Raw genomic sequence first — 25,590 nt, 5'->3', positions numbered from 1 at the left:
TGCTGACGAATCGAATTTATTTAACTTTACCATAAACGATGTACTCTCAGAAAACAACTAACTGGAGGAAAATAGAGTTTTGTCTTTTTTTATTTCGAATTTCAGAGTGAAAAACAAAAAAAGCGGTCAGTGACCGCTTCTTATTTTTCTCCAGATGGCTCGATGTGAACATGGGAATGAACGATCGAGTGTTCCTCCTGCATTCTTCTCTCAATTTCATCGGCGATATCATGGCTTTCTGCAATGTTGAGGTCGGATCTCACTTCCACGATGATTTCCACGTGGATGGTGCTGCCCAAATAACGCGCTTTAACATCTTTGATTTTGCCGACGCCGGGAACTTTCCGAATCGTTTCTTTATACGTTGAAATATGTTTAATATCGAATCCGTCCGTCAAAGAATGGGCCGCCTCTTTAAAAATCCCCCAAGCCGTTTTGCAGATGATCAATCCGATGATAAATGCGGCTGCCGTATCGACCCAGGCAAGGTTAAATTGCGAAGCAAAGATGCCTGCGAACGTTCCGATGCTGACATAGGCATCCGATTTATTATCGGCGGCGGCTGCATAGAGGGCATGGCTGTTTACCTTTTTTGCCAGCCTTTTATTGTAGAGGAAAACCAAAAACATCACGACGGCACTGCCTGCCGCCGTCCAAGCCGCAATCATGTCCGGTGTCGTTTCTTTCGGATTAAACAGCATTTCACCCGAGCTGTACAGCACTTCAAGACCGACCACCATCATGATAAATGAAGCGATCATCGAGGCGATCGTCTCAGCGCGGAAATGTCCGTACGGATGGTCTTCATCAGGCGGCTTCTGAGAAATCCTGAGGCCGATCAGCACCGCTACTGAGGCAATAATATCTGTTGTATTGTTCAGTCCGTCGGCTCTGAGGGCTTCGGAGTGAAATAGAAGCCCGACGGCCAATTTAACAGCCGACAGTACAATGTAAGCGATGATGCTGACCCATGCCCCGGTTTCACCTTTTTTTAATTCATCATACCGTTCCATAAAAAGCTTCCTTTCCCATCCGTGTTTTCGCTTTTAATCATACAAAGCAAAACTTGAGTGAGTCTATAGAAACATGATTCACTTCTTGCAGAAATATAGTCAGAGTAGAACTTTTTTTATTTAAGGAAACAAATTTCAGTTGGGTCAAAACCGGTAAAACCCGCTCTGTATAAGGATTTTGCGAAAACCTCAATTTATTCACGCTGCATAGGATTAAAAGGTCGGTATCTTCTTTCTGAATATTTTTTCTTTAGTTCCCTTGCATGATTCTTCTAAAAAACATTAAACAAACCCAAAATTTAAACGATATTAAAAAAAGTCGAAAATAGTCCTTAAAACTCTGACAATATAAAATAATAGTAAAATAGTCACGAAAAATATATGGACTTTTTTCCTTTTTTGGATTAATATGTTTTAGACATTATGACATAGCTTATAAGGGGGACATCACATGTCAGAACAAACGAATTTTCAAGCCCCTGTCAAACGTACAGCAGAATTTGTACTGGGGTTACTAGGCGGTATTTTCGGGATTTTTGCAGGATTTTCAGGTTTATTATTCGGAGGATTAGGCGCCGCTTTAGAAGCGGATGGCGCCGGAGAAGTTATCGGATCATCCTGGGCGGTTATTTTGCTGTCTGCACTGGCCATCGTCGGTGCATGTATCGTAAAAAAACATACTAAATTAGCGGGTACTTTTTATATCGCGGCTGCAATAGGAGGAACTGTCGGCGTCAGCCTGGCATATATCGTTCCGCTTATTCTGCTATTAATCGGCGGATGTAAAGCATTGTTCAGCGGCGAGAATAAAGGCCTTGTCTTTAAAAAATGGTGGTTCTATGTCACGATTATTGGATCCATCGTATTCGTCATGATATTCGCTTCAAGCGGCTCTTCTTCTCAAGAAAGCAAATCGTCCGGTAGCAGTGCAAAGACGACAGCCGCAAAAACTAGCGAAGAAAAAAGCAATGACGATGCCAAAGAAGAAAAAACTGAATTTGGTTTAAATGAAACAGCTGATCTGGATGGCACCCAAATCACAGTGACCAACGTTAAAAAATCGATGGGCAATAAATTTATCAAACCAAAAAAAGGTAATGAATATGTGATTGTAACAGTTAACATAGAAAATAAAAGCGATAAAGATATTTCTTACAACCCGCTTGATTTTCAAATTCAAAACGAAGATGGACAAATTACGCATAATACTTATGCACTTTCAGATGATAACCAATTATCATCTGGAAATCTGACAAAAGACGGTAAGGTTTCTGGAACTATCGCTTTTCAGACAAAAAAGAGCAAAACATATAAAGTTATTTTCACTTCTAATTTTTGGAATGATGAAAAAATCACTTTTAACCTTCAATAATTCAAAAAAACTTGCAAAGTCTCCTTTGCAAGTTTTTTAATTGCATTTCTTCCGCCCAAGCACGATCGGATACCGGTTCAATAAAAAGATGCAAGGCACCATAACAAGCAATGTCATACCGGTGTAAAGCGCGCTCCATAACAGGGAACCGTATGTCTCATCAAGGGAAACCTGGGTAAAGTAGTAGACGACGGCTTTCAGCATCCTGATGACCGGGTAGTGCAGTACGAGAATGATCAGCGAGTTTTTGCCGAGGAATTGGAGTAGCTTCATTTTTTCGAGTTTAAAACTGCTGAAAATGACGCCTGCCGTTCCCAGAAATGAGGTCAGATAAAAGACCGCCATGTTTCCATACTCATTGGCCCTCATATCCACTCTGACGTTCAGGGTCTGTAAAAAGCCGACCGCGATGAATAAGAGAAGCGCTGGCAGCAGCGTTCTTCTGTCTCTCATCTCCCTCAGGCTATTTCTCGACAGAAAACCGGCCGAATAAAATACGATGGCGGTCAAGGCCACTTCAATATTCCACGGCAGCTTGATGCCCACAAATTGATCATTCAAATAGCCCAAGGCGGCCGACACCATTACGGCAATGACGATAAACAGCCTTCCTTTCCCCCATCTCTTCACGATAAAAAAAAGCATTTCAACGAGGAATAAGCATGTTAAAAACCAGAGCGCCGGGTTGTGTGTCAGCATGTAGTCATCAGGCATCGAATAAAAAATGCCTTTAAACGGTACAACCGGATCGACATCCGAACTCCCCGTAAACGTAAAATGCCTCTCAACGAGAACCCAGAATAAATAGGCAAGAACGGAAAAAATGAAGTACGGCAAAAGAAGCGTCTTTATTTTTTTAAGAAGAAATGATTTAAAAGTCATCTTCCCATCATGGTAAACGAGGCCGGACAGAAAGAAAAACAGCGGCATATGAAATGCGAAAATGAACGTTTTCAGCCAATCCGGCGTCGGTGTATGGCCCAACACGACCAATATAATTCCCACGCCCTTCGAAACATCAATCCACTCTATTCTTTTCTGCAATACGGGTATCTCCTTTCAGACCGCTTCGCCCCATAAGAAAGGGTTTACACATAATGTATCATCATCCCCGCCTCTCTTCCTCCGCGAAGCATGCCTTAAGGCGATTTTTAATCGTTAGGAAATATTCTGTTCATCTTCTTGTCATGATCGATTCTTTTTTTTAACATTCTCAGCACAAATTACATTTCTTATTCTCATCATGAGGAACCAGACCATGCAACCCGTCTTATAATGTAATGATCTTTTCATTAGAACAAAAGAGGACAGGTGAAACATGAAACTTGAAAAATTCGTTGACAAACTCCCCATTCCGAAAGTGCTTAAACCCCACAGCAAAAGCAAGGAAATGACCTATTATGAAGTCACGATGAAAGAATTTCAGCAGCAGCTCCACCGCGATCTGCCGCCGACCCGGCTGTTTGGATATAACGGGGTCTATCCCGGCCCCACCTTTGAAGTGCAAAAACACGAAAAAGTCGCGGTCAAATGGTTGAATAAGCTTCCGGATCATCATTTTCTCCCCGTCGACCATACAATTCATGACGACGGCCATCATGAACATGAAGTCAAAACGGTCGTTCATTTGCATGGAGGCCGGACACCGCCTGATAGCGACGGTTACCCGGAAGCCTGGTACACTAAAGATTTTCAAGTCAAAGGCCCTTTTTTTGAAAGGGAGGTGTATGAATATCCGAATGAGCAGGATGCTACGGCTCTCTGGTATCACGATCATGCAATGGCCATCACGAGGCTGAATGTATATGCGGGGCTTGTCGGTTTATATTTTATCCGCGACAGGGAAGAGCGGTCATTGAACTTGCCGAAGGGAGAATATGAAATTCCGCTCTTGATTCAGGATAAGTCCTTTCATGAAGATGGTTCATTGTTTTATCCGCGGCAGCCTGACAACCCTTCGCCGGATCTTCCCGACCCGTCGATTGTTCCGGCTTTTTGCGGTGATACCATTTTAGTCAACGGCAAGGTATGGCCTTATGATGAACTGGAACCTCGAAAATACCGTTTTCGGATACTGAACGCCTCCAATACGAGAATCTTTGAGCTGTATTTCGATCATGACATCACATTTCACCAAATCGGCACTGACGGTGGTCTTCTGCAGCATCCGGTTAAAGTCAATGAACTGGTGATCGCACCGGCTGAAAGATGCGATATCATCGTTGATTTTTCACGAGCTGAAGGAAAAACCGTGACATTGAAAAACCGGATCGGCTGCGGCGGACAAGACGCGGATCCCGATACAGATGCCGACATCATGCAATTCCGCATCTCAAAACCATTGAAGCAAAAAGATACAAGTTCATTGCCGAGAATATTGAGAAAACGCCCATTTTACCGGAGACACAAGATCAATACCCTTAGAAATCTGTCGTTGGGCGCGTCCCTTGACCAATATGGAAGACCTGTTCTGCTTTTAAACAACACAAAATGGCATGAACCGGTAACTGAAACTCCCGCCCTCGGCAGCACTGAGATCTGGTCGATCATCAATGCCGGAAGAGCGATCCATCCGATCCATTTACATCTTGTCCAATTTTTGATTCTCGACCACCGGCCGTTTGATATCGAACGGTATCAGGAAAACGGAGAACTAGTCTTTACAGGTCCGGCAGCTCCACCGGCACAGAATGAAAAGGGGCTGAAAGACACCGTCAAAGTACCTCCTGGCTCGGTGACGCGGATTATCGCAACCTTCGCACCGTACAGCGGCAGATATGTTTGGCACTGCCACATTCTGGAGCACGAAGATTACGATATGATGCGCCCTCTTGAAGTAACGGATATTCGTCATCAATAAGAAAAAGCCTCCGCATTTGGAGGCTTTTAAAAAAGCACAAATCATCAAAAAAACCATCGCTTGATCCTGTACAATAGGATCATCAAATCGTAAAGGCTGTGGATGAATATGGATGATTACGAAAGAATTCAAAACGCGGTTCATTTTATCGAAGAACACCTTCAAAACGATTTAAACATTACGGATATTGCGGCTAAATCATGTTTCTCCCCGTTTCATTTTCAAAGGCTTTTTCAGGCGATCTCCGGTTTTTCCGTTTATCAGTACATTCGCAACCGGCGTCTATCTGAAGCTGCGCTTCTGCTTGAGAAAACGGATCGTTCCATTCTCGAGATCGCAATCGATTTCGGCTATGGCTCTCAGGAAGCTTTCGGCAGGGCATTCTCACAGTATTTCGGCATCACTCCGGCCAAGTACCGCAAAGCAAAGGTCAAGCTTGATTTTCAAACCAAAATGAATTTTCTCGAATATAAAGAAAGGATGACTGGAGATATGAACATCCCAAAGCCGCACATCACTCATTTAAACGATATACATATGATCGGATATGAGTACCGGACAAATTTAAACGAGGAAAAGTATTTCGAAGATATCCCGAAATTCTACAACGATTTCGGCAGAAATGGATACTTTATGCAAATCCCTCAAAAAACAGATCCGAATATGTGTTACGGGCTGTCATGCCGCTTCCAGGATGACGGAGGTTTCTCATTTATCATCGGGGAAGCCGTTCGCGAAACAGCAGCCGGAGAAGTGCCGGAGCCGCTTATGTATATGAAAATTCCCGGCGGCAAATACGCCGTATTTCATGTGAACGGATCGACCGAATCCGTGCAGAACACAAGAAGATACATCTATGGATCATGGCTGATGAATACCAATTACGAGAGAACAGAAGGACCGGACTTTGAAGTGACTGATGTGTGCCGTTCGGTGCCGCCCAACGAGATGAAGATGACCATCTATATTCCGCTTCTGTAAAAACGCCGGGGAACCTTCTGACCACAGGTTCCCCGAATCACTTTCATATCGATTTAAGCGCCTCGGCGGGCGTTTGATCACCCGAAACCAAATCGAATGAACGCCGGAATGTATGCTCTTCAGCGAGCGCCGCCAAGATGGTATCAGCCACATCTTCTCGCGGAATCGTTCTGCGCTCAAGGTTTTCCGCCGCTTTCACCCGGCCTGTACCCGGTTCGTTTAACAGGCCTCCCGGACGGATAATCGTGTAGTTTAATCCGCTGCCTTCAAGAATCCGATCCGCATAATGTTTGGCGACATAATACGGCTTTAACGCTTCACTCCAATTTTCACGGCGGTGTGCCTGCAATGTGCTGACCATAATAAAACGGCGGATGCCCGCTTTTTCGGCAGCTTCGATCGTTTTAACCGCCCCATCCAAATCCACCAAAAGCGTTTTATCAGCGCCCGTTTTGCCGCCTGAGCCGGCGGTAAAGACAATCGCGTCGCAGCCTTTCGCCGCTTCTGCGATGCTTTCCACAGTGCCTTCTAAATTAGCGAGCGCGGTTTCTGTTCCCGATTGTTTCAAAGCCTGCGCCTGTTCTTCGTTTCTCACCATTGCTCTGACTTGATGTTCATCGCTCTCATTCAAGCTTTTCGTCAAACGGCGCCCGATTTGTCCGTTCGCCCCCACTACAAACACTTTCATCTGCTCATCCTCCTTGTTGTCCAGTTTCTTTTTTCATTATTTCACTGTACAGACAATGTTTCAAACCGCCCGCTCTCCAAAATGTGCGAATGCTAAAAAGGCTCCCCATACGTATCATGGGAAGCCTTTTTCGTTTCTATTCTATTCCGCCGATCTCATTGAAAGGAAAATAACGGAACTCAACTTTGCCGACAACGGAGTCCATTGTAATAAATCCGAAAAAGCGGCTGTCCTTGCTGTTTTGACGGTTATCACCCATCACGAACAAGTGGTCTTCCGGCACCTTTTGTTTGCCGGTTAATTTCTCCAGTGTGAAATTATCTGTTAAATGTTCATGAAGCGTCAGCTTTTGTTTGTTTTTCTTTAAATAAGGCTCATCATATACTTTTCCGTTAATATAAAGGACATCGTCCTTCATTTCGATCGTATCCCCCGGGAGGCCGATCACCCTTTTCACATAGTTTTCATCTGAATCAGGCGCGTGAAAAATAATTTTATCAAAGCGCTGAATATCGCTGATTTTACTAACCATGACCATGTTGCCGTCCTCTAAAGTCGGATACATTGAATCTCCCAAAACAGTTGACGGCGTAAACAGAAAATAGCGGCAAACCATGACAAGCGCGGCGGCTATGACAAGTGTTTTCACCCACGATAAGATTTCTTTTTTTCTACTATTTTTCATAAGTACTCTCCTTCACTTTCGGATCGTTTCATCGGCATTCCGCTCCTTCTATCCTATCAGACTGTCCGCCTGAATGCTTTCTCGCAAGCATCGGCAGGCGCAGCCGTAAAAAAATAGTTGATACATAATAATATTAGCGGTTGAAACGAAAAATCCTTTTATTCAATGTTGAATTTTGTCAGTTGATCAGCTTATTTACGGCACAACAAACCATTACATATGCACAGGCAAAACGCCCCTCTTTATAATACATTATCATATCATGACCCAAAGGCGGTGATTGCCTCAAAATGAGCAGCTACGAAGAGTACTATGACAATTACGATCCATACAGCCCTGAGCGGGAAAAAGAAAGACAGTCAAGGAAAGCGCTGCGTTCGGCGGATACCGATAAAACGGATAAAACAAATAATACGGATAAAACCGTTAAAACGGATAAAACCCGCAGCTCTGACGATGACCGGTTCAAATGCAGAAAAAGAAAGTGTTTTTCTGATGATGACGACGACCGTTTCAAGTGCCGCAGAAAGAAGTGCTGACCATTGATCTTTAAAGCCGATTCATATCGGCTTTTTTACATATACCACGGCTTCACCGTTCCAAGCCGGAACATTCATCCATTAGATGAATACCATAAATCTAAAAGGAGATGGAAATGAATATGAGTGTTCCGAAAGATGCCGTTTGCTCAATGCCCCATGATCATCAAAGGTCTTTGCACGATTTATGCCGCAAATACATGCACTATCACGTCGTGCTGAAAATGAAGGACGGCCGTTCCGTTCACGGGATCCTTGAAGGGGTGAACCGTCAGGAAGCATCTCTCCTCATTCCCGAAGACGTGACAGATGAAAGGCAGTTTTACGGCGGATACGGATATCCGCGCCGGCGATTCCGACGGTTCAGGAGCAGGATCTTCCCGTTTGTTATTATTGCCGCGCTGTATCCTTTTCCATATTATTAAGCAAAAGCCCGGTATGATGCCAAATCCATGAAACTTATTTTCCTTTGCTTCGTATATACAAAAACGACGCAAACCGAGGAAGGAGACAGATAAAATGGCATCTGCTAAACTGCAGCAGCGATTGGATCAATATAAAGCAATTTACTCTGAGTTAAAAAGCGATTTAAAATGGAAAGTCACAGATCAGCGGACATTGATGATGATTGCTTCCATGTATGTCGTCAACAAGCGGCCTTTTAATAAAGAACGGTTTTTAACGCTTAGTGAGGCCGTCAAACAGGCCGCCGGGACATTTTCGCCGTTAAAGTCGGCCCATCGCTATACATTCGCCGCTATGTTTGACGTGCGCTTTGAAGAACCTGAAACGCATATCAGACCTTTTTTCATTATTTACGAAAAACTGACCGGCAACGGATTCAAAAAAAGCATTTTCACCTACTTGTCCGCACTTATCCTTTTGACAAAATATCCTGATGAGCATGATCATGAAGACAAAATCAATCGGGCTTTGTCTATTTACAAAGGAATGAAGGACAAGCACGTCTTTTTAACATCGGCCGGCGATTACCCGCTCGCCGTGCTTTTGGCCGGTTCAGACATGGAAACAGGTGAACTGATCGACTATATCGAAGCGTTTTACCAAAAGCTGAACCAAGCGGGTTTTCGCAAAGGGAACGATTTGCAGTTTCTCAGCCACATCCTCTCGCTTTTGCCGGAGCGGGATGCCGATCAGCTTGTCGCCCGCTCCCTTCGGATATACGATGAATTGACAAAAAAGCATAGAAGACCGAAGCCTGTCCATTACCCGGAAATCGGACTGCTTGCATTGCTTGAGAACGGTGAAAAAGACATAGATGCCATCACAATCATGGCAGGCGCATTGAACAGCGATAAACTGTTCAGGTGGCAGAAAGACATGAATCTGAAAACGGCTGTCAATTTGTACATGAGCGAAAAAACGGAAGATCCGACGCTTCTGGAAACAGGACTTTATCAAACGCTTGAAGCCGTTATTCAAGCACAACAGACGGCAGCAATCGCCATTATGACGAGCTCGGCTGCGGCGTCTCAGGCAAACGGCTCATGATAAAACATCAGCCGGCACAGACTGTTTGTGCCGGCTGATGCTCATTATTCGTCAATAACGGAAAAGGTGTTGATAATCCCGTTTGTTTTTTCCCAGGCTTTGCTCACTTTATTCGTATCCATATCATACGAATAAATCGTTCTCACCCTTGCTTCGCTCCCCGTTTCATCTTCAAGCAGCTTCGCATCTTTTGCTTCAGCGAGAAAGTAAAGTTTTTTCCCGTCTTTCGAGAATTGCGGCTGTGCTGAGTCGACTAATGAAAATGCCCGCTGATCTGAAATGATCGCTTTATATTTTTTCGTTTCGGCATCCATCGCATAAATCGACTTCTGATCATCAGCCGATTCTGTAAAGACGATCGTTTTGCCATCCGGCGAAATTGCCGTGTCATTGATAAATTTTGCGATCGTTTTCACCTGGTGCTGATCTTTCTCATCCGCCAGGGAAATGTTCATATTCGTCGGTTTGGGCGGCACTCCTTTGCTGTTGGCCTCATCTGTTTTTTGATAGTCTTCTTTCAATGAATAATGCAGCATAACGAATTGATTGTTCGCTTTGTTGTACTGATAGTAGCTGACGCTCTCGTCCTTGTTGTTTAACGATGGATAAATGACGTGAAACGCCTTTTGTTTTAAATCAAAGGAAGCGAGGTGAAAATTTCTCTCCTCCGCAAGGTTGTATCGCATGAACAGCTTCGAACCGTCCGCCGATAAACTGAGTCCGTCGACATATTCATCCCCTGAATATAGGGTTGTTTTTTCGCCCGACTGCAAATCCAGCCTGATCAAATGCTTCATATTGCTGTTATCGGTGTTCGTATAATAAAGAATGCGTTTTTTCCGGTCTAATGCCGCAGCCGGGTAATCCGTCATCTTTTCTTCATACAGCTTATTTTGATTTTCATAGTAAGCGGTCATCAGCTTCTGATCGGTTATCGATACGAGCAGGTCCGAACCGCTGCCCTTTGCCGGCTCCGCTTTTTCCGGGACGAAATAGCGGAAGGCCGCAAATGCGCCTGCGGCTAAAATGACGGCCGCCAACAAAAACACAAAGACTTTTTTCATATTCGCCCCCGCCAATTGAAAGAAGCAAGAAAACGATTTTCCTTGCTTCTTTTCTCCTATTTTTTATATGTATAATGTCCGGCTACCTTTCCTTTGCTTGTCGGAAATCCCAAAGCTCTAAAAGCTTTCGGGCTTACATCCAACACAGCGCCCGGCATTCTGCCGACATCATATTTATAGACTGTAATGACTTTCTTTGGTTTTGCTTTAGAATAGGCTCTTATTTTTGTGCCTTTTCTCGGAACATCGAAGCCCATCTTTGTGGCGCAGTCCCAATGGCCGAGCCTTTTGCCGTCAGCGCCGACTTTGCCCACGCCGTTGTACCAAGTGATGTAGCCGCTGACTTTTTTCGTTTTAGCACTCGCCTCACCGGCAAAATTGAATGCCAATAGCAAGCTGCCTGCCAAAACAAAAACAGAAAAAAGTATCTTCTTCATATAAAAATATCCTCCGTGAATGGGATTTTTTTCTGACATTCAAATTATACCTTTTTTCATAGAAATGGTATTTTACAGTTTGTTTACGTTTAAAATGCAATTATTACGCCCAGTTTTCTACCAGACTATCAAGAACAGATGACACCTTTGCCGGGATCGTTCGTATATAAAAGAGAAACCGAAATGAATAGGATGATCACAGTGAAAAAATCGAAACTGATCTCGTTATCCGCGGCTGCGATGCTTTTCGCCGTTCCCCTATCTGGATGTTCATCATCCGCTTCAGACCGTTCACAGGAGGTCTCAGAAGACCAATCCATTCAAAAATACGATCTCGTATGGTTTGATTACGTGAATGACAGCGAATCCGACAAAGCACCTTTACTGAAAGCATCATACGTGAAAAATGGGAAAGAAAAGACGGAGACTTTCAAAAAATATGTAGAAAATGTGGAAAATGTCGAACAGCCTTATATTAAAATCCGCGATCATGAAGCCTTCATCTACCGTCCCCCATACATCAAATATGACCAGGAGCCGCTTGAGGGCGTCGTCAAAGATAAAGTGGAACAAAAAAGCAGTGATGAACAATGAAGAAAAAAAGCGCTCCTCTTATTTTGATCATGGCACTGTCTCTCTTGCTGCCTTTTGCTCAAGCAGAGGCAACAGGCAGCAATGGAACATCCGGAACCAAGGCTTCGAGTTCCTCGGCTAATAACAGCTCTTTAAAAACACGTCCGGGTTCAGTCAACCAGAGAATGCGCAGTTATATGAATCAGTCTGCGAGCCGACAATATTTAAACAAGAGCAGTCAGTTCAACGCCATCCAGCGGACACTGCCGTCCAATGCCCTGTACAAAGGGAGCATCAAGCAAACACTCAATCAAAATCCTGCTGGATCAGCCTTTTTGAATTACTACTTTCCATACTGGATGATCTTCCACGCGGGCGGATATACAGCAGAACAAAAAAGCATGCTCCGCACCGCCGGAATCAAAGAAAAAGCGCTCTCTGAACGAAAAGAAAAAAGATATTGGCTGTTGATTGAAGATCAAAACGGAAAAGAACATGCCGTCCTCGTCTCGAAAAAACAGTATGACAACATTCAAAAAGGGGATCGGGTTGAAGTGCGCCGCAAACAGATCACCAAAAAATAGCTGAAACAAGAGCCGGTCATCATCATGATGCCGGCTTTTCTCGTCATATCAAAAAAGGGCTTGCATGGATGAAAACCATCTGTTAAAATTCGTTTCATAGCTAATGATTCTGAAAATAAAAAGGCAGGCGTCACGATTTGGATAGATCCCCCCATCTTCGACAGGAAGAACACGACACACTCATCAAGCTGAAACGCATGCCGATCGAGTCCTTGAATCTTGAAGCCATTTCGGTTGCCACCAACCTTTACCGGTCAGCGCAAAAGCTCCGCGTCAAAATGGAGACCGAGATCCTTTCCTCATATCAATTGTCATGGACGGCTTTTTCGATTCTTTACGATCTATGGGTATGGGGCAGGCTTGAAACGAGAAAACTCGCTGAACTGTCAGGCATTTCAACAGCCACTGCGAGCAATGTCATTAAAACGCTTGAAAAAAAGAACTTTTGCGGAAAAAGCACGGATCCGAGAGACCGCAGACACGTATACGCCGAGATCACCCCTGAAGGAAAAGCCGCTATTGAAGAGCTCTATCCGGCGTTCCACAAAGGGGAAACAATGCTGATCAAAGGCATGACAAAAGAGGAGCAGAATACATTGATCGAGCTCCTTCGAAAAGTGAACGACAATCTTCATAAACCATAAGCAACGACGGGAACAAGTAGCGGGCTGTCTCCCTGTTCCAGAGAGCCGGCGGCTGGTGCGAGCCGGTACAAAGGCAGACGCGAATTACCTCCCTGAGCTTTCTTTGTGAACCTTCAAGTAGCAAAGAACGGGAAACCGTTATCTGAAATAGAGCGGAAGACGGAGGTCTTCAACCAGGGTGGTACCGCGTGCATTTGAGCCACGTCCCTTATCGGGATGAGGCTCTTTTTTTATACAAAAAAGGAGGAGTTATCATGCAGCAACAACAATTTGATCAACTGACAACTGCCGAGAAGCGGGAAGTCGAAAGGCAGCTTCACTTATATATGAACGGAGCGGAGGAGGTCATTCCCCCGGAAGAACTGCGGGCAAAGCTGGCCAAATCGATTTTGACCGGCGAACCGCTGAAAATTAAGCTTGGTCTCGATCCGTCGGCGCCTGACGTTCATTTAGGCCACACTGTCGTCTTGAATAAGCTGCGCCAATTTCAGGAAAATGGACATATCGTCCAGCTCCTGATCGGAGATTTCACAGGAAAAATCGGCGATCCGACAGGAAAATCCGCCGCAAGGAAACAGCTGACGGACGAAGAAGTCCGCCGCAATTCCGAAACATACTTTCAACAGTTTGGAAAAGTGCTTGATCAGAACAAAGTCGAGCTTCACTACAACTCAAAATGGCTGAAACGATTAACCTTGGAAGACGTCATTGCGCTCGCGGGCAAAATTACCGTCGCCCGTTTAATGGAACGCGATGATTTTGAAGAAAGAATGGCCATGCAAAAGCCGATTTCGCTTCATGAATTCTTTTACCCGTTGATGCAGGGATATGATTCGGTCGTTCTCGACAGCGATATCGAACTGGGCGGAACGGATCAGCATTTTAACGTGCTCATGGGCAGACACTTTCAGGAAAAGTATGGAAAAGAAAAACAGGTCGTCATTCTCATGCCGCTGCTTGAAGGACTTGACGGGGTTGAAAAAATGTCGAAATCAAAGAACAATTACATCGGCATTGATGAAGACCCTCATGAAATGTTCGGAAAAACGATGTCGCTTCCAGACAGTTTGATGAAAAAATATATCCATCTTGCGACCAACCTGGAGGCGGAAGATAAAAAACGACTTGTCAAAGATTTGGAAACGGGGGCCGTTCATCCGCGAGATGCGAAAATGCTTCTCGGGAAAACCATCGTCAACATGTATCATGGAAGCGAGGCAGCCGAAGCGGCCGAACAGCAGTTTAAAAAGGTTTTTCAGCAAAACAGCGCGCCGGACAATATAACGCCTGTACACTGGCAAGGTGACGGAACGGTGCCTGTCACCGATTTATTGGTGACGCTCGGACTCCTCCCTTCCAAAAGCGAAGCCCGCCGAATGATCCAAAACGGCGGCGTTAAAATCAACGGCATCAAAGCAGAATCGATTCATGCGGATGTGGCGGTCGAACACGGTATGATTATCCAAGTCGGCAAACGGAAGTTTGTCAAATTGCAAATGTCTCAATAAACATTCAGCCTAATCATCCTTTTAAAAGGATCGATTAGGCTGTTTTTCATGAAAAGCGCAGGCGTTAGAATTTGCAACAGGTCGGTATTCAATCGCCTGATGGTTTCGATTCGAAAAGCATATCCGAACGGCCTCCCGAACACCTTGATCTTAATTTTGCCTTCACCTCTCTGATTGCAAATAAGGCCGCCAGCGGCGGCCTGCCATTTTACGATTCATTTGTCTTCTCTTATGCAGCAACAGCGCTGCCATCCTTCCTTCAGCAGCTCAAATGTCAGCTCGTTTGTGTCGGGCACGATCAAATCAGCCCCGCTCAGCGATGTCTCATCACCGACTCCCACCGCAAACATCCCTGCGGATTTGATCGCGGCGATCCCGGCTTCAGCGTCTTCGATTGCTGCACACTGAGACGGAGGCACACCGAGCAGCGCTGCGGCCGTCAAAAAGATTTCGGGGTCGGGCTTTCCGCGAGCAAGCGCAGCCGGGTCAACGACAGCATGAAATTCGTCCATGAGCCCGAGCCGTTGCAAAATAGCGGGCGCGTTTCGGCTTGACGAAGCTAACGCGATGCTTACATTTTCCCTTTTCAATTCGGCAAATAGCCCGGCGATTCCCGGCAACAGGTCATGCGGTGTCAAGTTTTGGATCAGCTGTTGGTAGTATTGATTTTTCCGGCGCATGATCTCTTGTTTCTCCGCCTCCCGATACGTTCCGGCCGCACCGCCGTGAATCAAAATCGTGTTAAGCGACCGCTCTCTGTCGATGCCTTTCAGTCGTTCATTAAAGCTCCGGTCAATCTCAATGCCGATTTGTTCGGCAGTATGTTTCCAAGCGAGATAATGATGCTCGGCCGTATCCGTGATCACGCCGTCCAAGTCAAAAATGACCGCTTTCATAATGTCGAACCCTTTGCCCGGCTGATCATCATAAAAGCTTCATAGGGTTCCATGTCCATGCTGCCGCTTATATCAAGCCGATCGCGGGCGTAATTGGATAACAGCACATCCCACTTGTCTTCAAGCAATTCCGGCGGAGCATGAAACAGCGCCTTTTCTTCTGACAAATTCACGGCGACTAACAGCTTTTCGCCCCGGTATTCACGGATATACGCAAAGATTTGCGGATCATCCTCAAGCAGCAGCTGGTAATCTCCATGTACGATAACTTTATGTTGTTTGCGCAGCCCGATGAGCTTCTGATAATAATAGAAAATCGAATCTTCATCTGAGAGCGATTCCTTCACATTGATTTCTTGATAGCGGGGATTTACCGCCAGCCAAGGCTCTCCAGCTGTGAAGCCCGCGTGTTTTCCGTCATCCCATTGCATCGGCGTTCTCGCGTGATCCCGCCCTTTTTTCGCCACGGCTTTTCGAAAGTCTTCCTCTGTCATCGTTTGATTTTCAAGGACAAGTTCGCGGTATGCGTTTTTGATTTCGAGATCATCATACATCTCGAGCGGCATTTCACTGTTTGTCATGCCGATTTCTTCTCCCTGATAAATGAACGGGGTTCCCTTCATCCCGTGCAAGACCGTTGCAAATGCTTTAGCGCATTGTTTGCGCAGTTCGCGGTCATTGCCCCAGCGGGATATGACCCTCGGCTGATCATGATTTTCGAAATAAAGCGTGTTCCAGCCGACATTCATTAAAGCGGCCTGCCACCTCGTCATCGTCTTTTTTAAAGCGATCGGATCAAACGGCTTCATCTGCCATTTCCCATTCGGCGAATGTTGTTTTGTATCGATGTCCATATGTTCAAATGTAAAAATCATGTTCAGCTCATGTCTGCTTGGATCCGTGTATTTTATCGCTTCTTCAACATCTGAGCCGTTTGCTTCGCCGACCGTCATGCAGTCGTAACGGGACAGCACTTCCCGGTTCATCTCTTGTATAAATTCGTGCAGACGGGGGCCGTTTGAATGATAGCGGCCGACGACATAAGGACGGCTGTCATCTGTTTCATAATCGGGAAAGTCGACGTATTTGGAAATGGAACCGATCACATCCATCCGCCAGCCGTCCACGCCTCTGTCCATCCAAAACGTCATCAAATCGTATACTTCCCGGCGAACCGCTTCATTCTCCCAGTTTAAGTCAGGCTGCTTTTTCGAAAAGTAGTGAAGATAATACTGCCCTGTCCGCTCATCGAATGTCCATGCCGGGCCTGAAAAGATCGATCCCCAATTGTTCGGTTCTGAACCGTCCGCCTTTGGATCTTTCCAAAAATAATAATCACGGTAAGGATTGTCCTTTGACTTGCGGCTTTCGGCAAACCAGGCATGTTCATCAGACGTGTGGTTCACGACAAGATCCATGATGATTTTCATTCCGCGTTTATGCACTTCATCAATCAATTGAAACATATCATCGTTCGTCCCGAACTTTTCGTATATGCTTCTGTAGTCGCTGATGTCGTAGCCGTTGTCATCTTGCGGGGAATCAAACACAGGACACAGCCAGATAACATCGGCTCCGAGGCTTTTAATGTAATCGAGCTTTTGAATCACGCCCTGCAAATCACCGAATCCGTCTCCGTTGGAATCATAAAAACTCCGCGGGTAAATTTGATACACGACTGCCTCTTTCCACCATTGGCTCATCGGGCATCCTCCTTTCATACCGTCCGTTCAGTGCGATTTGCTCTCCATAAACTGTCATGGAAAGCGGTTCTCCTTTTACAAGGTTGAAGGCGACGCTGTTTTCCTCTACCTGCACATTGATTAGCCGGTTCCGATAATTGATGTTGAACGAATAACCGTCCCATTCCTTCGGCAAAAACGGAGCAAACGACAGCGTCTCATCTTGGGTCCGCATGCCGGCAAATCCTTGCACGATCGCGAGCCAGCTTCCAGTCATCGATGTAATATGAAGCCCTTCCTCTGTGTCATGATTGTAATTATCCAGGTCAAGCCTCGCTGTACGCTTATACAGTTCAAGCGCTTTCTTTTCCATTTTGAGTTCAGCCGCCAGCACCGCATGGACAGACGGCGAAAGGCTCGATTCATGAACCGTCATCGGTTCATAAAATTCAAAGTTGCGCCGTTTTTCTTCCGTCGTAAATCGATGATTAAAGAAATAAATGCCTTGCAGAACATCCGCCTGCTTAATAAAACTGGAGCGGAGAATTTTGTCCCATGACCAATTCTGATAGAGCGGGCGGTCATCCGGTTCAAGCTCATCCGCTGCCTGAAGCTCTTTATCTAGGAATGTATCATGCTGAATAAAAACATTTAATTCCTCACTGTATGGATAGTACATTTTCGCAATGATATCCTTCCACCTCTCGATTTCGGCTTCCCGTATATCAAGCCGGCGGCGTTTTTCCTCCGGGAGGACAGCGAGGTTTTCGAGCGTGTACTCAAGCGTCCACGACGCAATCAAATTCGTATACCAGTTGTTGTTGACATTGTTTTCATATTCATTCGGCCCTGTAACGCCGTGGATCATATATTTGTTGTTACGTTTTGAGAAGTGGACACGGTCAGCCCAAAATCTGCTGATTTCGATGAGAACGTCTATCCCGTATTCTTTCATATAGTCACGGTCGCCTGTGTAATTGACATAATTGTAGATCGCATAACAGATTGCGCCATTGCGGTGAATTTCTTCGAAGGTGATCTCCCATTCATTGTGGCATTCATCGCCTGTGAAGGTCACCATCGGATAAAGGGCTCCCTTCAGCCCCAGTTTGGCCGCATTCCGTTTAGCTGCCTCCAAATGATGATATCGGTATAAAAGCAGATTCTTTGTCACCTCCGGCTCGGCCGTCGCCAAATACACAGGAACGGCGTACGCCTCAGTATCCCAGTAGGCGGCTCCTCCGTATTTCTCGCCCGTGAATCCTTTCGGCCCGATGTTTAAGCGCGAATCGGTTCCGTAGTATGTCGAGAAAAGCTGAAAGAGGTTGTACCGGATGCCCTGCTGAAGCTCATCATCCCCTTTAATTTCAATGTCAGCCTTTGCCCACCTTTCCATCCAATGTTCGGTATGCCTCCGCTTCGCTTCTTCATATCCCTGCTGAAGAACATCAGCCAAAAGCGCCCTGCCCTTTACTAAAAGCTCTGCTTCTTCAAAGTCCCGGGACGTTGTGACAATGATCAATTTTTTTAAAGAAGCCTTTGTTCCCGGCTTCACTTCGTAACAGAAGCGGTTTTCCGCGTACATCGCATCCGTTTGAAAATGCTCGCTGACATATCCTTCTGTCACATTGCACATTGAAGCAGCCACCGTAAAACGCGGCGTTCCAAACGGATTCTCAATCGTTTTCGTCACAAGATGACCGCGATGAGATTCGGCGCCTTTCACTTCTTCCTGCCAAAACCGCTCTTCGAAATTGGCATCCTCATTTGCGACATGGCCATCAAGATAAGGGACAAGTGTAATAACAGCTTCATCGGTCAGGCATTCCGCTTCATAATGAATCGCGCACAGCTGCTGGACATCAAGACTAAGAAAGCGCTCCGACGAAATTTTGACAGCCTTTTGATTCACACGAACGACAACGCTTCTCCGCAGGATGCCTTCCTTCATATTAAGCTCCAATTCAAACGATTCGATGCCGTTTTGATTGAGGTCGACTTTTTCGTCGTCTACATATACATCAATTCCGATGAAATTCATCGCATTGATCACTTTCCCGAAATATTCGGGATAGCCGTTTTTCCACCAGCCAACACGCGTTTTGTCCGGAAACCAAACCCCTGCAATATATGTGCCTTTGAGACTTTCGCCTGAATAGCTTTCTTCAAAATTCCCCCTGATCCCCATATAGCCGTTCGCCAAGGATGTCAGACTTTCCTGAAGCCGCTTATGTTCTTTTTCAAATTGGTTTGTTTTGATTTTCCACTGGTCGATCTCAAATAGCCGCTGATTTACCATGATTTCCTCCTGACTGAAGATTTTCGTTGTGATGGCGGGTTTTGAATATATGCCTGAAGATGAAAGAGACCATCAAAGCGCTTCCGCACGAATGGATGAGCAGCATCATGATGAAGTCAAAGCGGATCATACCAAAAGCCATTGCAGCCGCTGCCGGAAGCGCTGATCCGCACACCGCCGCTGCGGCCGCTTCCTTAAACGACCTTATCCCGGTCATGTTGGATTTTTTGGAGATCCAGATGCCTCCCGTCAGAACGGCCGTTACAAAAAGCGAAATGATGAAAACCGCGGAACAGGCCAGCATGATGATAAGCGGCTTATATTGGGCAAACCACATGGCACCGATAAAATCCCCTACATGATCGGCATCCAGATCATTCAGCCCGGCCTTTGCCGGATAGCGGACAGAAAACCCCGCTCCGCTTTGATCGCTGATGATCAGATGATCTGACTGAAAGATGAGCGCGTTTTGATAGCCGCCTTCCGCCTTTATCCGGCCGTTCTCACCGCTTGTTTTCAATTCATGCTTCAAATCGACCGCCAGCAAGGTTTTCTCTTTCTCCACACGGTACAGCTCGTCTGCGCCTGTCAATCTCCCGTTTGTCAATTGGTAGCCTTTTAATTGTTTGATGAATTGCGCGTCAGCCTTTTGAACAACGTTTGGGAGCAAATTCCCGGCGTTGAAGCGGTCCATTTTCATCAACGCAATCGACACGGGCGCCGTTAAGCAAGCTGTCAAAAACATAAACAGAAAAGAAATTTCGAGCCAGCTGAATGTATGTTTGCAGCGCATGACGCCCGCCGGTGATGCCGCTGCTTTAAGAAAGCGGACGATCAGCTTTTCGTGTCTCATGTCGTTCATCGGTTTATCCCTTCGTTCCGCCGGATGTCAAACCGGACACAAAGTTCTTTTGGAGAAAGAAGAACAAGATGCAAATCGGCAGAGCCGCAAGAATCGCGCCCGCTGCAAACAGCGCGACTTTTTGCTGCTGCGGATTGGAGATGAATGTCTGCAAACCGACGGCGATGGTCAGGCTTTCCGGCGAGCGAAGCAGAAATTTCGCCAGCAGATAGTCGCCGAACGGCCCCATAAACGCCCACAGCGCCTGGACAGCAAGCATCGGTTTCACAAGCGGCAGAACGACCGAAGCAAAGATCCGCAGGTGCCCCGCTCCGTCAATCCGCGCCGCTTCATCGATTTCTCTAGGCACTGTATCAAAGTAGCCCTTCATCAGCCATGTGTTCATCGGAATTCCGCCGCCGATATAGATTGCAGTTAAAAACCAATATTGGTCCAAAGCTCCGATCAGCATGGCCAGGACGTAAAAAGCGGTCAGCGCCGCCATCGTCGGCACCATTTGAATGATCAAAAAGAAAATGAGACTCTTTTTTCGGCCCGCAAACCGGTAGCGGCTGTACGTATAGCCGGCAAGCGTCACAATCGTCACCTGGAACACCATGACAGACAGCGCGATCACAAGCGTATTCCCGTACCAGTTGAGGTAAAGCGTCTCTTCAAACAGCCGCTTAAAGTGGTCCAATGTCCATTGGCCCGAAAAATCGAGTGTAAAAGCCGCTACATTCCCGACCCGAAATGCGGATGATGCCGTAATCAAAAGCGGATAAATAATCACGATGCTTAAAAACGTTAAAAATATATAGGTCAAAACCTTGTTCAGCATCCCGGTGAACCGCGTATTTTTGAAAATCCCTCTCATCTACATGACCTCCTCATTGCCAAAGGCATTCGATTTCTTAAAAGCAATCAGGGAAACCCCGATGACAATGAAAGAAATGAGCAGTGTGACAGCAGCCGCCACGGAATACTGCGGCGACGTTCCCGTCGTCAGCTTATAGATCCAGGATATTAAGATGTCGGTTGACCCGGCTCCGGCCCCCACACTCCCCGGACCGCCCTCATTAAATAAATAGATGATCGAGAAGTTATTGAAATTAAACGTATACTGGGTAATCATCACCGGTGCGGTCGCAAATAAAATCATCGGCAGCGTAATGTGTTTAAAGCGCTGAATAAATGTCGCGCCATCAATTTTTGCCGCTTCATAAAGCTCTCCGGGAATCGCCTGAAGCACCCCTGTCACCATGACATAAATGTATGGAAAACCGAGCCACGTCTGAATCATAATCAAAGCCGTCTTCGTCCAGAACGGATCGGTCTTCCATGCGACAGCCGGGATATCGACGAACGGGAGCTGGTTCAAAAGCGGGATCACTTGGACGTTCATCGCGCCCGCCGAGTCATTAAAAATGTTGGCAAAGCTCATAATCGTAATAAATGCCGGAACGGCCCACGGAAGCAGAAAGATGATCCGGAACATCCGCTTGCCTTTAATAAAGTTTTGATTGACGACCAACGCTGTCACGATGCCGAGAACAATTTGCAGCGTTGTCGCACAGATCGTCCAGATGATCGTCCAGCCCAGTACATCGGCGAATGTTTGCCGATATGAGCCAAGGAAAAAGATATTCATGAAATTTTTAAAGCCGACCCAGTCGATGAGACTGTTAGGCGGAATATGATAAAAATCGTAGTTTGTAAACGCGATAAACAGAGTCACCAGCACCGGAAAAATAATTACAAACACCATCATGAGGTATGCCGGCAGCGTAAATAAATACGGAAACCCTTTGTCACCTGCATTTCTGATCATGTCCCCGGCCGTCTCGCTGATTTTCAAACCCGCCGCTTTCATCGCGGCGGTCTTCCGGGCATCATACAGATTAAAGATGTAAAACATCAGAAAAACGAGCGTCAATATCAATTGCAGCGTGCCCTCTATCAACAGAAACAGCGAGTGATCTTCTCCCGGGACAGTCCCCAGCGTCACGAGGCCGATCAGCGCCTGATAACCGAAAACCGCTAACTCACAAATAAACAAGCCTGTGATGACAAGAAAAAGGATCCCCTTTGAAAACTGCCGGTTTGCAATCTGGCCAGCACCGGGAATAATCGATAACAGCGCTGCCTTCCGGCTCCGTTTTGCAAGTGTTTGGTCTTTGTTCATTTTTTTCGCCCTCTATTCTTCCGGACGCTAAAACCGCCGTTTTATTTCACATACTTTTCTTTAATGTTTTCTTTAATTACACGGACGGCATCATCCGCTGATTGCTGTGCCGATTTTTTCCCTGCTGCCGCGTCAAATATCAGGCTTTCTGCACCTGTCCACACCTCGGCCATCTCCGGAATGTTCGGAGTCGGAGTCGCCGTTTCGTATTGTGTGATGACCGCCGACGTCAGCTCGCTTTTTTGCTCCCCTGCTTTTTTTCGTGCGGCGAGGTTGGCCGGAACTTCGTTCGTATCTTCATAAAAACGGTAAGCATTTTCGTCATTTGCGGCATATTGCAGCCACTTTTCAGCAAGCTCTGCCTCTTTCGTATATTTAGAGGCGACCCAGCCTTTTCCGCCTGCAAACGGGGCATATTCTTTTCCGTTTGGCAATGTCGGGATTTTCGCGGCACCGTAGTTCAAACCGGCTTCTTTATAATTGGAAGCCGACCATGGACCTCCGATAACAGCAGCTGCTTTTCCGTCCATAAAGGTCTGCTGGATAAAATCGTCAGCGCTCGTATTGTCCTGCATGCCTTTCGGCCAATATTCACTGAACCATTTCTCGGCGTATTCCACCGCTTCCACGGCCCCCTTGTTGTTCAGACCGATGTCTCCTGAATCCGTGCCGTCAGCTCCGAATACATATCCCCCGTATCCCGCCATTAAACCGTATGACATGTAAAAGTCCGTCCACTTTGCGAGAAAAGCGGTCGATTTTCCTTTTTCCGAAGAAAAAGCGAACCTCTTGTCTTTTGTTAAATCCTCAAGCTCGTTAAAGGTTTTTGGCGGCGCTTTTAACAGGTCTTTGTTGTAATAGAGTACGAGAGTTTCAATAACAAGCGGGATTCCGTAGACCTTTCCGTCAACTGTTACTTGCTGCATTTCTTTGTCGCCGAAGCTTTTAGTCTCAGACGGTTTGACTTCCAGCAAATGCCCTTGCTGTCCTAAGCCGCCGATACGGTCGTATGCCGCAAGCATGACATCGGGCGCATTGCCTGCCGGGCCGTCAAGAGGAAGCGCTTCAAGCTGATCGAACATTGGCTTTTCAACAATTTTGACTGTCACATCATTCTCTTTTTCAAAACCTTCCTTTATGCTTTCAACGTAAGGTTTATAGACCTCTTCTACAGACACGGTCAGCACTTTTTTCCCGCCGTTGCCCCCCGTTTCCTTTGAACTTGAACAGGCGGCAAGACCGAACAGCAGAACTGTCGCCAGCATCGCTAAAAATCCTTTTTTTAAATGTTGCATCTTTTTTCCCCCTTCTATCTTAGAATCTGAGACAATTGTAATCCTCGATAGAAAGCGGTTACAATAGTTTAAATTCTGTTACCGGTAACAGAATTTAAACCGCCCCCAAAATGAAAAACCCGCCTGGCTGTATGTCGACCGCATCATCATGATGGAGCGCTTCTTCCGACCACGCATCATATATTCTTTTGTCGCTTGCAATCTTCAAATCCCGCAATCTGACACGGCGCACCTCGCTGCCCTGGTGGAAGAAGTAGATCAGCTCTTTTCCGTCATGTGTTCGAGAAAAACTGACAAAATCGTTTTCGTCGTCAACCAGCCTCCACTCGAGCGCTCCATACGTCAATACATCATTTTCTTGTTTTCGCAAAGCGATCAGCCGTTTCATAAATGTGAGCATCTCTTGATTCTGTTTCTCTTCTTCCCAAACCATGCACTTCCGGCACAATGGGTCATCCCCGCCGTCCAGCCCGATTTCGGTTCCGTAATAAATGCACGGCGAGCCTGTCTGAGCAAACATAAATGCCAAAAGAGAGCGTACTTTTTTCTCATCTCCTCCGCATCTTGTCAAAATCCGCTTCGTGTCATGGCTGTCCAGCAAATTAAACATCACCTCATTGACCTGCTTCATCCCGCTCATGAGATGCGAATTGATGCGGCTCGCCATTTGCGAAGCTGAAATCGATCCGTCTGCAAAATAGTCAATCATCGGTTCTGTGAACGGGTAGTTCATAACCGAATGAAATTCGTCTCCTCTAAGCCACGGATCAGCCTGATGCCAGATTTCGCCCAATATAAAAATGTCGGGCTTTTCTGCAGTAACGGCTTGACGGAACTTCTTCCAAAACGCATGATCGACTTCATTTGCCACATCCAAACGCCAGCCGTCGATATCAAATTCGCGTATCCAGTACAGCGCGATATCAAGTAAATAAGCCTGAACTTCCGGGTTGGCGGTATTGAGCTTCGGCATCTCGGACGTAAACGCAAATGTATCGTAGCCGCCTTCTTTAACAGGGAAAGAATGAACATGAAACCAGTCTTTATAACGGGACTTTTCACCGTTTTTGACGACATCCTGCCACTCTCGCGAAGCGCTGCCGATGTGATTAAAAACAGCGTCAAGCATGATCTTCATTCCCCGCTCGTGAAGCCGGCTGACCAGCGTGCGAAAGAGTTCCTCATCGCCAAAATGCGGATCGATCGAGCAATAGTCCAATGTATCGTATTTATGGTTGGAAGGCGCGGCAAAGATCGGCGTCAAATAAATGCCGCCTACCCCCAAGTCTTCCAGATAGTCCAGTTTGTCTATGATCCCCTGCAAATCCCCTCCGAAAAAATCGTCCACCTCGGGGTCCTTGCTTCCCCACGGCAAAGCGTTTTCCGGAGACAAATCCTCTCGGCCGCTGGCAAAGCGCTCTGGAAAAATTTGATACCAGACGGTTGATTTGACCCAGTCGGGTGCATTAAACGCATCTGCCTCATGAACAAATGGAAATTTAAAACAGTACTTGGCCATATCTGCCGCTTTTCCGGCAAACGGACAGGCACCACTGCTTCCGTAAAAAGTGTCTTGACCATCAGCGCCTGTAAGGATAAACCCGTATTGCAGACGCCTGAATGGAGGCGCCACTTCGGCAAACCAGTAATCATGCGTGCTTGTCGCGGCAATTTTCGCCATCGCAAGCTCGTTCGCTTTCCATGTGCCGCCGGTGTGTTCGTAAGGATCTCCCCAAATGAAGCGTACGTGATCGGCGTCATTCTTTTTTGTACGGATTTTGATGTGCAATGTCCTTCCATCGTAAGAATAGGCATCAGAGCTGAAAGGCTGATGATGAATCGCTGCATATTCCATCATGTTTCCCCCTTTTTGGTTGTCCGGCTGTGATAAACCGGCTTTTATTCTGAAATTATCATGACGGCATAACAGGA

Annotated in this window: 24 protein-coding genes, 1 pseudogene and 1 other annotated feature; of the genes and pseudogenes, 11 read left to right on the top strand and 14 right to left on the bottom strand. The window is 46.2% G+C overall.

The annotated features are described in order from the left end of the window. Positions 1-140: 140 nt before the first annotated feature. The gene (locus tag M1D67_RS03595; protein WP_020450423.1) at positions 141-1,013 is read right to left on the bottom strand and encodes a cation diffusion facilitator family transporter; all 873 of its coding nucleotides are present in this window, start codon (positions 1,011-1,013) and stop codon (positions 141-143) included. Positions 1,014-1,464: 451 nt separating this feature from the next. On the opposite strand from M1D67_RS03595, the pseudogene M1D67_RS03590 reads away from it, so the two are divergent. Continuing rightward, positions 1,465-1,809: pseudogene (locus M1D67_RS03590) on the top strand (DUF4064 domain-containing protein); the annotation flags it as partial. Positions 1,810-1,884: 75 nt separating this feature from the next. After that, positions 1,885-2,385, top strand: coding sequence for a DUF4352 domain-containing protein (locus M1D67_RS03585; RefSeq protein ID WP_025810309.1), 501 nt, complete (start codon positions 1,885-1,887; stop codon positions 2,383-2,385). A gap of 36 nt (positions 2,386-2,421) precedes the next feature. Here the strand turns inward: M1D67_RS03585 and M1D67_RS03580 are convergent, their stop codons facing one another. Further along, the gene (locus M1D67_RS03580; protein ID WP_445604627.1) at positions 2,422-3,429 is read right to left on the bottom strand and encodes an acyltransferase family protein; all 1,008 of its coding nucleotides are present in this window, start codon (positions 3,427-3,429) and stop codon (positions 2,422-2,424) included. Positions 3,430-3,703: 274 nt separating this feature from the next. On the opposite strand from M1D67_RS03580, the gene M1D67_RS03575 reads away from it, so the two are divergent. Both M1D67_RS03575 and M1D67_RS03570 read left to right on the top strand, forming a co-directional pair. Beyond that, positions 3,704-5,245, top strand: a complete 1,542-nt coding sequence (locus M1D67_RS03575) for a multicopper oxidase family protein (protein WP_035337064.1) — start codon at positions 3,704-3,706, stop codon at positions 5,243-5,245. A gap of 108 nt (positions 5,246-5,353) precedes the next feature. Further along, entirely contained in the window at positions 5,354-6,226 is an 873-nt protein-coding gene (locus M1D67_RS03570) for an AraC family transcriptional regulator (protein WP_268490003.1), read from the top strand. A 43-nt stretch (positions 6,227-6,269) separates the two neighbouring features. Here M1D67_RS03570 and M1D67_RS03565 read toward each other — a convergent pair whose 3' ends face one another. Both M1D67_RS03565 and lepB read right to left on the bottom strand, forming a co-directional pair. Next, positions 6,270-6,914 (bottom strand): SDR family oxidoreductase, encoded by a 645-nt coding sequence (locus M1D67_RS03565; protein ID WP_271725897.1) that lies wholly within the window; start codon positions 6,912-6,914, stop codon positions 6,270-6,272. Positions 6,915-7,050: 136 nt separating this feature from the next. Further along, positions 7,051-7,599, bottom strand: a complete 549-nt coding sequence (lepB, locus tag M1D67_RS03560) for a signal peptidase I (RefSeq protein WP_020450416.1) — start codon at positions 7,597-7,599, stop codon at positions 7,051-7,053. Positions 7,600-7,889: 290 nt separating this feature from the next. On the opposite strand from lepB, the gene M1D67_RS03555 reads away from it, so the two are divergent. The 3 genes from M1D67_RS03555 (at position 7,890) to M1D67_RS03545 (ending at position 9,650) form a co-directional block, all read left to right on the top strand. Next, on the top strand, positions 7,890-8,138 hold the full coding sequence (locus tag M1D67_RS03555; protein WP_035337068.1) for a hypothetical protein: 249 nt from the start codon (positions 7,890-7,892) through the stop codon (positions 8,136-8,138). A gap of 116 nt (positions 8,139-8,254) precedes the next feature. Continuing rightward, the gene (locus M1D67_RS03550) at positions 8,255-8,563 is read left to right on the top strand and encodes a hypothetical protein (RefSeq protein WP_020450414.1); all 309 of its coding nucleotides are present in this window, start codon (positions 8,255-8,257) and stop codon (positions 8,561-8,563) included. 94 nt (positions 8,564-8,657) lie between these two features. Further along, positions 8,658-9,650, top strand: a complete 993-nt coding sequence (locus M1D67_RS03545; protein WP_023855573.1) for a DUF4003 domain-containing protein — start codon at positions 8,658-8,660, stop codon at positions 9,648-9,650. 44 nt (positions 9,651-9,694) lie between these two features. On the opposite strand, the gene M1D67_RS03540 is transcribed toward M1D67_RS03545, so the two are convergent. Further along, positions 9,695-10,714: a PD40 domain-containing protein gene (locus M1D67_RS03540; RefSeq protein ID WP_101561720.1), complete on the bottom strand. Its 1,020-nt coding sequence runs from the start codon at positions 10,712-10,714 to the stop codon at positions 9,695-9,697. A gap of 56 nt (positions 10,715-10,770) precedes the next feature. After that, a complete protein-coding gene (locus M1D67_RS03535; protein ID WP_020450411.1) occupies positions 10,771-11,151 on the bottom strand; it encodes an RlpA-like double-psi beta-barrel domain-containing protein in 381 nt (126 codons plus the stop codon). A gap of 192 nt (positions 11,152-11,343) precedes the next feature. Here M1D67_RS03535 and M1D67_RS03530 point away from each other — a divergent pair, with 192 nt between their 5' ends. The 4 genes from M1D67_RS03530 to tyrS all read left to right on the top strand — a co-directional run bounded on the left by M1D67_RS03530 (position 11,344) and on the right by tyrS (position 14,460). Next, positions 11,344-11,745, top strand: a complete 402-nt coding sequence (locus M1D67_RS03530) for a hypothetical protein (protein ID WP_224067401.1) — start codon at positions 11,344-11,346, stop codon at positions 11,743-11,745. Further along, a complete protein-coding gene (locus tag M1D67_RS03525; RefSeq protein WP_035337074.1) occupies positions 11,742-12,308 on the top strand; it encodes a hypothetical protein in 567 nt (188 codons plus the stop codon). Before M1D67_RS03530 ends, M1D67_RS03525 begins: the two co-directional genes overlap by 4 nt. 197 nt (positions 12,309-12,505) lie before the next feature. Next, positions 12,506-12,952: a MarR family transcriptional regulator gene (locus tag M1D67_RS03520; RefSeq protein WP_223254891.1), complete on the top strand. Its 447-nt coding sequence runs from the start codon at positions 12,506-12,508 to the stop codon at positions 12,950-12,952. Further along, positions 12,947-13,164 (top strand) — a binding site (T-box leader). Its footprint overlaps the gene before it by 6 nt. Before the next feature lie 42 nt (positions 13,165-13,206). Then, a complete protein-coding gene (gene tyrS / locus M1D67_RS03515) occupies positions 13,207-14,460 on the top strand; it encodes a tyrosine--tRNA ligase (RefSeq protein ID WP_020450407.1) in 1,254 nt (417 codons plus the stop codon). A 215-nt stretch (positions 14,461-14,675) separates the two neighbouring features. Here the strand turns inward: tyrS and pgmB are convergent, their stop codons facing one another. The 8 genes from pgmB to M1D67_RS03475 form a co-directional block, all read right to left on the bottom strand. Continuing rightward, positions 14,676-15,356, bottom strand: a complete 681-nt coding sequence (gene pgmB / locus M1D67_RS03510) for a beta-phosphoglucomutase (RefSeq protein ID WP_020450406.1) — start codon at positions 15,354-15,356, stop codon at positions 14,676-14,678. After that, entirely contained in the window at positions 15,353-17,059 is a 1,707-nt protein-coding gene (locus M1D67_RS03505) for a glycoside hydrolase family 13 protein (protein WP_479831592.1), read from the bottom strand. Before M1D67_RS03505 ends, pgmB begins: the two co-directional genes overlap by 4 nt. Next, positions 17,001-19,337, bottom strand: coding sequence for a glycoside hydrolase family 65 protein (locus tag M1D67_RS03500; RefSeq protein WP_197407012.1), 2,337 nt, complete (start codon positions 19,335-19,337; stop codon positions 17,001-17,003). Before M1D67_RS03500 ends, M1D67_RS03505 begins: the two co-directional genes overlap by 59 nt. Beyond that, positions 19,315-20,199 (bottom strand): DUF1189 domain-containing protein, encoded by an 885-nt coding sequence (locus tag M1D67_RS03495; RefSeq protein WP_105981350.1) that lies wholly within the window; start codon positions 20,197-20,199, stop codon positions 19,315-19,317. The genes M1D67_RS03500 and M1D67_RS03495 overlap by 23 nt, the downstream gene beginning before the upstream one ends. 4 nt (positions 20,200-20,203) lie before the next feature. Further along, entirely contained in the window at positions 20,204-21,055 is an 852-nt protein-coding gene (locus tag M1D67_RS03490) for a sugar ABC transporter permease (protein WP_023855564.1), read from the bottom strand. Next, complete coding sequence (locus M1D67_RS03485; protein WP_479831591.1) at positions 21,056-22,363, bottom strand: carbohydrate ABC transporter permease; 1,308 nt, start codon at positions 22,361-22,363, stop codon at positions 21,056-21,058. A gap of 41 nt (positions 22,364-22,404) precedes the next feature. Beyond that, positions 22,405-23,658: an extracellular solute-binding protein gene (locus M1D67_RS03480; RefSeq protein WP_026578955.1), complete on the bottom strand. Its 1,254-nt coding sequence runs from the start codon at positions 23,656-23,658 to the stop codon at positions 22,405-22,407. A 94-nt stretch (positions 23,659-23,752) separates the two neighbouring features. Next, positions 23,753-25,516 (bottom strand): glycoside hydrolase family 13 protein, encoded by a 1,764-nt coding sequence (locus M1D67_RS03475; RefSeq protein WP_479831590.1) that lies wholly within the window; start codon positions 25,514-25,516, stop codon positions 23,753-23,755. Between the last annotated feature and the right edge of the window lie 74 nt (positions 25,517-25,590).

It is taken from the genome of Bacillus sp. PK6-025, assembly GCF_056530265.1.
This window is presented reverse-complemented; position numbering and strand designations above follow the sequence as displayed.